Annotated in this window: 9 protein-coding genes; 8 read left to right on the forward strand and 1 reads right to left on the reverse strand. The window is 37.7% G+C overall.

Annotated elements, in window-relative coordinates; genetic code table 11:
- From Q7O55_RS09170 to pyrR, 4 genes are all read left to right on the forward strand, one after another.
- Positions 1–105, forward strand: a 105-nt coding sequence (locus Q7O55_RS09170) for a 4Fe-4S binding protein (RefSeq protein ID WP_303929884.1), incomplete at its 5' end; no start/stop codon positions are given.
- Between the two features lie 105 nt (positions 106–210).
- Positions 211–654, forward strand: coding sequence for a signal peptidase II (gene lspA / locus Q7O55_RS09175; protein ID WP_303929885.1), 444 nt, complete (start codon positions 211–213; stop codon positions 652–654).
- Positions 655–740: 86 nt separating this feature from the next.
- The gene (locus Q7O55_RS09180; protein WP_303929876.1) at positions 741–1,664 is read left to right on the forward strand and encodes an RluA family pseudouridine synthase; all 924 of its coding nucleotides are present in this window, start codon (positions 741–743) and stop codon (positions 1,662–1,664) included.
- A gap of 94 nt (positions 1,665–1,758) precedes the next feature.
- A complete protein-coding gene (gene pyrR, locus Q7O55_RS09185) occupies positions 1,759–2,280 on the forward strand; it encodes a bifunctional pyr operon transcriptional regulator/uracil phosphoribosyltransferase PyrR (protein WP_004696466.1) in 522 nt (173 codons plus the stop codon).
- A 119-nt stretch (positions 2,281–2,399) separates the two neighbouring features.
- Here the strand turns inward: pyrR and Q7O55_RS09190 are convergent, their stop codons facing one another.
- The gene (locus tag Q7O55_RS09190; protein WP_303929877.1) at positions 2,400–3,731 is read right to left on the reverse strand and encodes a nucleotidyltransferase family protein; all 1,332 of its coding nucleotides are present in this window, start codon (positions 3,729–3,731) and stop codon (positions 2,400–2,402) included.
- Positions 3,732–3,917: 186 nt separating this feature from the next.
- Between Q7O55_RS09190 and Q7O55_RS09195 the strand changes: the two genes are divergently transcribed.
- The 4 genes from Q7O55_RS09195 (at position 3,918) to Q7O55_RS09210 (ending at position 7,118) form a co-directional block, all read left to right on the forward strand.
- The gene (locus Q7O55_RS09195) at positions 3,918–4,481 is read left to right on the forward strand and encodes a hypothetical protein (RefSeq protein WP_303929878.1); all 564 of its coding nucleotides are present in this window, start codon (positions 3,918–3,920) and stop codon (positions 4,479–4,481) included.
- Between the two features lie 3 nt (positions 4,482–4,484).
- Entirely contained in the window at positions 4,485–5,690 is a 1,206-nt protein-coding gene (locus Q7O55_RS09200; RefSeq protein ID WP_303929880.1) for an acetate/propionate family kinase, read from the forward strand.
- A 152-nt stretch (positions 5,691–5,842) separates the two neighbouring features.
- The gene (locus tag Q7O55_RS09205; RefSeq protein ID WP_012864593.1) at positions 5,843–6,463 is read left to right on the forward strand and encodes a hypothetical protein; all 621 of its coding nucleotides are present in this window, start codon (positions 5,843–5,845) and stop codon (positions 6,461–6,463) included.
- Between the two features lie 88 nt (positions 6,464–6,551).
- Complete coding sequence (locus tag Q7O55_RS09210; protein WP_303929883.1) at positions 6,552–7,118, forward strand: nucleoside triphosphate pyrophosphatase; 567 nt, start codon at positions 6,552–6,554, stop codon at positions 7,116–7,118.
- Positions 7,119–7,211 lie beyond the last annotated feature (93 nt).

The raw sequence follows: 7,211 nt of genomic DNA on the forward strand, positions 1-7,211 counted from the left end.
TCCTGCATTACTGAAGGCGAAACTAAATACGAAATTGGCGATGCTTGCATCGATTGCGGTTCTTGCGAATCCGTTTGCCCAGTTTCTGTAATTTCTGCTGAGTAATCAAAAATAAAATACGCCCCTCATTGAGGGGCTTTTTATTTTGCCTAAATTTGCGTAACTTAGTATAATAGGACTATTAAGAATTATATTATAGTAAGGGAGTTAATCTTGTTTTATACAGTACTTATCATTTGGTTATTATTGGACCAATTAACTAAATATTATGTAATGAATCATTTTTTGTTAGGTGAATCTTTGCCTGTTATTCCTAATGTATTTCACCTTACCTATATTATTAATCGCGGTGCAGCCTTTGGTATGTTAGTGAATCAACGATGGTTTTTCTTACTAGTAGCTATTATTCTATTAGCCGTTTGTGCTTTTTATTGGAAGCGACTAGCTAAGGGTCCTTGGACTTTGCAAATCGGATCCGCCTTATTAGTCTCAGGTGCTATTGGTAATGGTATTGACCGATACATGATTCATGGAGTAGTGGATTTTTTTGATTTCCGTATATGGCCTATTTTTAATGTAGCAGATATTGGTATTTGTATAGGTGTAGCTTTTGTTGTATTTTATTTATTTTCATTGAAAGAGGACCATGAATAACTTTCATTATTAGGGCTTTTTATAGATCATTGACTTGATTTGTCAATAAATATATATCTTATACTTGACTCAAAGAGGAATAGAGGATGAATGAATATATTGTAAGTGCTGAGCAAGAAGACATGAGACTGGATGTTTTTTTAACAGAGCGGATGGAAGGCTCTCGTAGCTATATTCAAAGTTTAATTAAAGGTGGTCATGTTACAGTAGGTGGTAAAGTTGGAAAGGCCAATCTTCGTCTTACTTCAGAGGCTGTGATTCATGTAGAAATTCCAGAGCCGGAATCTGTAGAGGTTAAACCGGAGGATATTCCTTTGGATTATCTATATGAAGATCATGACATCGTTATCGTTAATAAACCTCGCGGCATGGTGGTGCATCCTGCAGTAGGAAATTATTCGGGTACCCTTGTAAATGCCTTACTATTCCATTGCAAGGACTTGTCTGGAATCAACGGTGAAATTAGACCTGGCATAGTGCATCGCTTAGATAAAGATACGTCTGGTGTTATGATGGTCGCAAAAAATGATGCTGCTCACATTGGTCTAGCGGAACAAGTAAAAGAACATTCTGCAAAGCGTACTTATTGGGCGCTAGTACAAGGGAATATCGTAGAAGAGAAGGGGACCATCAAGGCTCCTATTGGAAGACATCCTAAAGATCGCATGAAAATGGCTGTGGTCTTTGAGAATAGTAAAGATGCAGTAACTCATTTTAAAGTATTGGAGCGTTATGGTCATCAAACATTGGTTGAATGTAATTTGGAGACTGGCAGAACCCATCAAATTCGGGTTCATTTTGCTCATATAGGGCATCCTGTCGTTAATGATCCGTTTTATGGATATAGACGTATGGATTTTCCTATAGAAGGGCAAGCATTACATTCTAAATCGTTAGATGTTAAACACCCTATTACAGGTGAAGAGATGCATTTTGAAGCACCGGTACCAGCTGATTTTAAGGCATGCTTAGAATTTGCTAAGACCTATCGTGAAGATAAACGAAAATAGTCTAAATGTTTACATTGATTGTTTAAGTACATATTTTTACTACTTATTTGGATATAGGGGCATAGAACAATCCTATGCTGTAAAGGGCGTATATATGGAGAAGAAACGCTTATTAATGGATCAAGACGCTATAATGCGTGCGATTCGTCGTATTAGTCATGAAATTTTAGAACGCAATAAAGGTTTATCTAATGCGTTAATTGTAGGTATTGAACGGCGTGGTGTCATTTTGGCAAAACGTTTACAAGCTGAAATTGAGCGTATAGAAGGTATTCATATTGATTGTGAGTCTTTGAACGTTGCAGTGTATCGTGATGATCGTGATGCTCGTCCTAAAGAGGGGGAACCGTGTACGATTGATACAACGGAAAAGACAATTATCCTTGTAGATGATGTTTTGTATACGGGCCGTACCATTCGTGCTGCTTTAAATGCATTAATGACGGCTGGTAGACCTAGATCTATTCAATTGGCCGTTCTCGTTGATCGTGGTCATCGTGAATTGCCTATACGAGCAGATTATGTAGGTAAAAATATTCCTACATCGCATCTTGAAAGTGTACGCGTTGCCGTCGCTGATCTGGATGGTGAAGAAGGGGTTACAATACAGGAATAACCTGTATTGTAACCCCTTTTTGAGTATTAGCATATAATAAGATGGTTTATCTTAATAAACTTAAATTATTCGACTCTTATATTTATGTGCAGAATGTTTCTATTAGATTGAAGTTTTGCTTATCTTATGTATTGTGGCGTATAGGTGTAGTCCATATGGCCCATTCGTTTAACTTCATTATGTAAGCATAAGGCCTGTACATCTGTAGCTAATGTATCAATTTGATGCATTGTTTGTCCTAACGTATTTAATTCATTAGGTGCTTTGGCCCATTTTTGAATAAGTGGTATTTCAAAATTATTTCGAAGCCATCGACGACCTCTATCGTTGAAGGCAAGTAAACGAGCATATTGTGGAGCTTCTTGCATAGCCCTTTGTAGTAAATCCTTTTGTATTCCTAAGGTGAGATAGGCTCCCATTCGTTGTAAACGTGCATAGGTATAGCGCTTTGATTTTATATGCTCCATAGCCAAGTTCCACGTAGGTTGTTGAGCTGCTTTAGACCATAAGTGTTCAATGCCTTCGTTGAACTCCCCAAAGCTTTCTAGCTTGGTTGTTGAAGTACGACGACTTAAGGAATGGATTATATCATAGTAGCGGTTATAGTTTACATAGGTACCATTAGAAATTATATTAGTCATATCGTCTGCAATAGTCTTAGGAACGATTGACTGAAGTTGTAATTCTATTTTACGATTTGCTGTATTAAATTTTGTTGTTGTAGTTGCAGCTGAATTTACATTTGAATTTGTATTTGTATTTGTACTTCCACTGGTCGTTGTATTCATATTTGTAGAAGTAAAGATACTATATTTATTGTATTTGTTACTAGCTGTAGCCATATCTGTTATGAGTTTACGCAATGCTGTACCAGAAGGGAAATCTTTTGTAATATCCGCTTCGTGATGATTTGATATGCGTAAGATTGGCATGTATTTTAAGGTAGGATGATAGTTAAGTCCTGCCCGAATATATTCAAGTCCTAATAGTGCATTGGGTGTGTTTAGTATCTCTGTATCGAGGGCTTTACGAAAGGCAGAGCCATAGGACATGCCTTCGTTAATATAGGTGCGTAATACTGCTTGAGTACTTTCACAATCCATACGTTTAGCTATATCTACGAGTGCATCTAGATTAGCCGTTTCAGAACCAAAGGAAAGGGCGTCGATATGTAAAGCTTTTACCATACGAATAGCACCTGTTCCAAAGAGTTGTGCGCTACCCAAAGAATAGAGCGTAGGTAGCTCAATAACAATGTCTGCACCACCGAGAATAGCCCAACGAGCACGATCAAATTTAGAAAAAATAGCAGGTTCGCCTCGTTGTACAAAGGAACCACTCATGATACAAATGCGCAGCGCATCTGAATGCTCTTGTGCTAAGGTATATAATTGATGGGCATGTCCATTGTGAAATGGATTATATTCACAGATAATACCGATTGTTTTCATAGTGTCTCCTTTCATTAGTGTTAGTGTAACAAAGCGAGGAAATACTGTAAACAACATTTCATTATATCTAAATTAAAGGCTTATTTAGATAGGTAATATTGTGTGTAAATATTAAGTTTAGTATAGATTTTCTTGTCTCTATAGGCTATAATTAACTGTAAATGCTGAATTGATGTGAGGTATATGATGAAACAAAATTGGAAACGCACATTACAAGGAGCTCTACTCGGTGTTGCTCTACTAGCAATGGCGGGATGTGGCTCAAATAATGTAATGGATACATATAGTTTTGGACATCAAGTTATCCGTGTTGGTCAATCTGAGATTACCATTGCTTTGCCTTATGAAATGGGTAAAAGCACAAAAAATATGACTGATGATGGATATCCAATCGATATTTATGGATCCGTTACAGAGCATATGGTGATTGAAGTTGAAGCTTTGCGTGCTGGTGATAACAAGCCATTGCCTACGGTTGATGAGTTTTTGAATCGTAGTAAGTCTGAGTTCACTAAGATGGGTGCAACCATCAAGGAAGAATCTGTAGCTTTACAAGGTACATCTGCAAAGAAGCTTGATGTGACGTATACAACACAAGGACAAACATTTAGATTTTCTCAATACGTATTCTTAGATCATGGCGTATTGTGGAATATAATCTATCAATATCCTGAAAAGGATCAGGTAGGTGCTGATATCAGCAAAGAAATTCAAAACAAGATTCAAGTTACACAACAGAAAGAGGGTTAATCGATGAACGTATTAGTAGTTAACTGCGGTAGTTCTTCCTTGAAATATCAATTACTTGATATGACAACTGAAACAGAATTGGCAAAAGGCCTTTTTGAAAAGATTGGTGATCAAGATGCTATTTTCACTCACAAACGTCCTAATGCAGATAAATTAGAACGCGTTGAGCCAATTTTGAACCATAAAGAAGCGCTTCGCATTTTGCTAGATATTTTAGTTGATGCTGAATTTGGTGTTATCTCTTCCATGGATGAAATCGATGCTGTAGGTCACCGTGTAGTACACGGCGGTGAAAAATTTGCTGACTCCGTATTGATTACACCAGCAGTTATGGAAGCGTTGGAAGAATGTGCTTCTCTTGCACCATTGCATAACCCACCAAACATTCAAGGTATTGAAGCTTGTGAAGCGATTATGCCAAATGTACCTCAAGTTGCTGTATTTGATACTGCATTCCATCAAACTATGCCAAAAGAAGCATATATGTATGCGCTTCCTTACTCTTATTATGAAGATTATGGCATTCGTCGTTATGGCTTCCATGGTACATCCCATAAATATGTAGCACAACGTTGTGCAGAATTAATGGGTAAACATATGACTGATCTTCGTATCATCACATGTCACTTGGGGAATGGTTCCTCTGTGGCTGCTATTAAAGGTGGTCGCTCCATCGATACTACAATGGGCTTCACTCCATTGTCTGGTTTGATCATGGGTACTCGTACAGGTGATATTGACCCTGCTATCGTTCCATTCTTGATGGAAAAAACAGGTATGACCTATGAAGAAATTGATAGAGTTATGAATAAAGAATCCGGTGTATTAGGGATTTCTGGTGTATCCAATGACTTCCGTTTGATTGAAGAAGCTGCTGCTAATGGCAATAAACGCGCACAATTGGCATTGAACATGTTCCATTACAAAGTTCGTCGTGTAATCGGTGCCTTTGCTGCTGTTATGGGCGGTGTAGATGCTATCATCTTTACCGCTGGTATTGGTGAAAACGGTATTGGTAACCGCGATGCAATCTGTAATGGTTTGGAATACTTAGGTACTCGTATTGATTCTGAACGCAATAATGTTCGTGGTAAAGAACAAGAAATCAGTGCTGATGGCTCTAAAGTTAAAATCTTCGTAATTCCTACAAACGAAGAAATCATGATTGCTCGTGATACTCAACGTATTACTGCAGCATTGAAAAAATAATATAGTTCGTATCTGAACTGAGTGACTAATAGAGTCATAAAACCCCGCCCATATCTTAGATATGGACGGGGCTTTTGTAGTTTTTATGCATAGAATATCTTATAATAGTATGTATAGTTATTAATTAGTGATTTCTTTAAAAGGGGTAAAGCATGACGGTATTATATGAAGAAAAATCTCAGCGCACCCGAAGTGCAGAGTTATTGGTAGTATTTTTTGTGATTTTATTGCTGTGTGCAGCAGCTTATACAACGTATCGCAGTATTCAATTACATACGGTTTTATTAGCTGAGTACTTTATTGAAATCATGGCCATCATTGTTATGGTTAAACAGGCTGTTAGTCGATATACCTATATTTTGACAGATACAAAGCTTGTAATTGAAGAAAACTCTATCTTTAGAAATCGTCATTTTGAAGTAGATTATGACATGATTGATGGGGTGTTCAAGTTTGAACGTGAGTTGCTGACAAATATTAAATACCGCTATAAATATAGAAAATGCTCTACCTCTGATCCGCGTCCTATTTGGTCCCTTGTGTATTCTATTGTAGATGGAAATAAGATTAAAAATGGCCGTTTGCTGTTGAAAGCAGATGATAGATTCTTTGAAATGTTAGAAGAATATGTACCTGGTCGTATTCGGGTACCTCAAGCGGATATCGTGTTTTATGCAGCGGTGCGAGCTGATGCGGTGAAGCATGGGGAAGATGTACAAGAATATTATGAAAAATTAATTTCTTCTGAAGAAGATAAAGAAACAACTATTTAAGGGACGGTCAGTTTTAGGGTAATAGGTAGATATAACTTTTGTGCACCAAGAATTTTATGTACAAGAATTTTAATGTAAAGGAGTGTATATGGCTGGATTATATTTGGCGAGCCAATCACCACGTAGAACTGAATTATTAACACAGGTCGGGATTGATCATACTGTTGTATCCAGTACTTATGAGGAATCTAATGAAGGTTACGACAACCCTATTGAAATGGTGAAAGCCCAAGCATTAGGTAAGGCTCGTTGTGCTGTAGGTGTTCCAGATGGAAGTATTGTGTTAGGAGCAGATACTATTGTTGTCCTTGATAATAAAGTATTAGGTAAACCTTATGATGAGTCTGATGCACGCCATATGTTGGAGCATTTATCGGGTAGAGCGCATTCTGTAATTACTGGAGTCGCGTTACTCATCAAAGGAAAAGAGGTAGTTTTTCACAATGAAACAAAGGTCTATTTTAAACATTTAGCACCTTTTGAAATCGAGTCTTATATTGCTAGTGGGGAACCGATGGATAAGGCTGGAGCTTATGGCATCCAAGGAAAAGGCGCACTATGGGTAGATAAAATAGAGGGCTCTTATACTAATGTGGTAGGGTTACCAGTTGAACATGTATACGATGAACTTTGCAAGGCGTTAGGGGCTAAATAACACTAGCGCATCAGATGAATCGTGTTATAATTGGCTGTGCTGTGCTGTGCTGTGCTGTGCTGTGCTGTGCTGTGCTGTGCTGTGCTGTGCTGT

The sequence above is a fragment of the Veillonella parvula genome (genome assembly GCF_945949885.1).
Classification (GTDB): Bacteria; Bacillota; Negativicutes; order Veillonellales; family Veillonellaceae; genus Veillonella; species Veillonella parvula_B.